Genomic DNA, 2,079 nt, shown 5'->3' on the forward strand with positions numbered 1-2,079 from the left:
ACAAAATAAGCGGACAGTGAGGTGCCGGTCTTTATGCTGGTGCGGCTTTCCCAGAGTTTCACGTAGCTGATATGAACTATTTCTTTTGCCTGTTCGGTATCGAAACCAAACTTGAACTGGCATAACAGGCAGAAACGCAGGAAATTCTCCTTGAAAAAAAGCTCGAAACTTTCTCTGTTCAGAGGTTCTCCGGAGGGGGGAGAACCCATGCGGGTTGCAGCTAAATTCTTTTTCAGTGTCATTTCGGTTCTGATCAAATATAATTTTTTTTGTCTTAAATAAAAATAAACAGTCGGTGATCAGTGAGATTTTAATCGGGTATTCATCCGGGTAATCTGTGCCCAGGTTGGGTACAAGGGGGTTGCGACTGGGCTGGTCTTTTTCTCAAAACTGGCATATAAATATGGCCCAGCAAGTATTTAATTTTACATCATTCATTAATAATAAAAATAACGAGTATGAAAAATTCATTTAGAGTTCCGCAACTTCTTTTACGCATCACCTTGGGCGTAGGCTTCCTCACACCTGTTTTTGACAGACTCGGGTTTCTGGGTCCATTCGGAGGCAGGAATATAGAATGGGGCAATTGGGAGAACTTCATAAATTATACAGGAACATTAATGCCTTTCCTGGATAGACCGGCTGTCAACATAATGGGTGGTATCGCCACTTTCGCCGAAGCGACTATTGGAATTCTGCTGATCGTCGGATTTAAGACAAGACAGATGGCAATTGGCAGTTGTCTGCTGACGCTTGCTTTTGCAACGTCAATGTCCATATTTATCGGCATCAAGGCACCGATCAACTTTGCGACATTTCCTTTTTCTGCCGCCAGTCTGTTGTTAGCGACAATTCCTGTTTATGCGTGGAGCATAGATGCGTTATCCACAAGAGGGGCTCAATCTCATGCCGCTTTATGAAAAAGTCGCTAGTTCTCTTAATTATATCCCTGCCATTTTTTGCTCAAGCACAGTTGGAGACATATGGCAGGTATACTGCCGGCGGTTATGTTGAACCAAATATCAATTACTTTGGATCGAAGAGGATCACAGAAAAGGTTGCTTTGACTTTCTTTGGTCTGGTTGAGCAAAAATGGGGTCAGGCACTCATTGGCACCACCTATTCTCCATCCAAGTTATTTAGTGTTGGCGGACTGATTGGTATTGAACATGGGACCAACAGTCCCCGTTATGCTGCCAGTATCTGGAAAGGAATGGGTAAAACGACATTGTTGATATGGGGTGAACTGGGTAGTGGAAGAGATAATTATCTGTACAAGATCAATTTGTTTCATAGAATCTCTGACCAGTTCACCCTTGGTCTTGCCGCCTGGACAGGCCACGGGATAGGTCCCAATTTCAGGCTTGCCATCCCAAAGCTGATGGCAACCATCTGGTCAATGCCGGCTTATGACTTTACCCAGAATAAAGCGAGGCTTATGGTCGGGATGAGCGTGAAGATGTAGATTGAGAAGCTAATCGCCGGTGAAGGGATCAGTGCTATCGGGGTCTCCAAATTTTCAACTTTGTGTGAGCTGCGATCACGTCGAAGTCGGCGTCTGAATGTGCTATCGGAGTTGAAAATTCAATGGCATAAAAAGCTATTAAACAATCATTGCTTTTTCGGACAGTAAGCCCTTTTTTTCTTAGGGACCTGTACAACTCTGCAGCTCCTACAGCCGTTTGAATGGGTGGTAACTGAAGAGTGGTAATATAGGAAAAGATATCTTTTATTTGCTCATATTGAGCGTCGTCCCGAATACCCTGTAATACTTCCTGTATGATGGTTGGTGTAAGAAGTACGGGATCGTTGTTCTTAATGTATCTAGTAAGAATATCGGCCTCAGGAGTGCTTTTGTTACGTAAGAAGTCGATCCAGACCGATGTGTCAAATAGTAATTGTTGACTCATATACTACGCATATCCTTCAAATTTCCGTCCCATTTCACATTGCCTTTGAGAGCGAGGAGCTGCTTTTTTTTCATCGAGGCGACATAATTTTTTAACGCATCATGTATGACATCTTTTTTCGTTTTGATATTACTAAGTTTTAACGCTTGTTCTACCAAGGCGTCATCCA

The 2,079-nt window shown here is 43.0% G+C and carries 5 protein-coding genes; 2 read left to right on the top strand and 3 right to left on the bottom strand.

The genetic code is table 11. The features are described from left to right. On the bottom strand, nt 1-257 hold a 257-nt coding region (locus VK541_RS13130), incomplete at its 3' end, for a hypothetical protein (protein WP_324370784.1). A 201-nt stretch (nt 258-458) separates the two neighbouring features. Here VK541_RS13130 and VK541_RS13135 point away from each other — a divergent pair. Continuing rightward, nucleotides 459-920, top strand: coding sequence for a hypothetical protein (locus tag VK541_RS13135; RefSeq protein WP_324370785.1), 462 nt, complete (start codon nt 459-461; stop codon nt 918-920). Next, the gene (locus VK541_RS13140; RefSeq protein WP_324370786.1) at nt 917-1,465 is read left to right on the top strand and encodes a hypothetical protein; all 549 of its coding nucleotides are present in this window, start codon (nt 917-919) and stop codon (nt 1,463-1,465) included. Before VK541_RS13135 ends, VK541_RS13140 begins: the two co-directional genes overlap by 4 nt. A gap of 34 nt (nt 1,466-1,499) precedes the next feature. Here the strand turns inward: VK541_RS13140 and vapC are convergent, their stop codons facing one another. Continuing rightward, nucleotides 1,500-1,910 (bottom strand): type II toxin-antitoxin system VapC family toxin, encoded by a 411-nt coding sequence (gene vapC / locus VK541_RS13145; protein WP_324370787.1) that lies wholly within the window; start codon nt 1,908-1,910, stop codon nt 1,500-1,502. Further along, on the bottom strand, nt 1,907-2,068 hold the full coding sequence (locus tag VK541_RS25835; RefSeq protein ID WP_414692622.1) for a type II toxin-antitoxin system VapB family antitoxin: 162 nt from the start codon (nt 2,066-2,068) through the stop codon (nt 1,907-1,909). The genes vapC and VK541_RS25835 overlap by 4 nt, the downstream gene beginning before the upstream one ends. Between the last annotated feature and the right edge of the window lie 11 nt (nt 2,069-2,079).

Origin of the sequence: Pedobacter sp. (assembly GCF_035317785.1) — a bacterium.
In the GTDB taxonomy this organism is placed as follows: Bacteria; Bacteroidota; Bacteroidia; order Sphingobacteriales; family Sphingobacteriaceae; genus Pedobacter.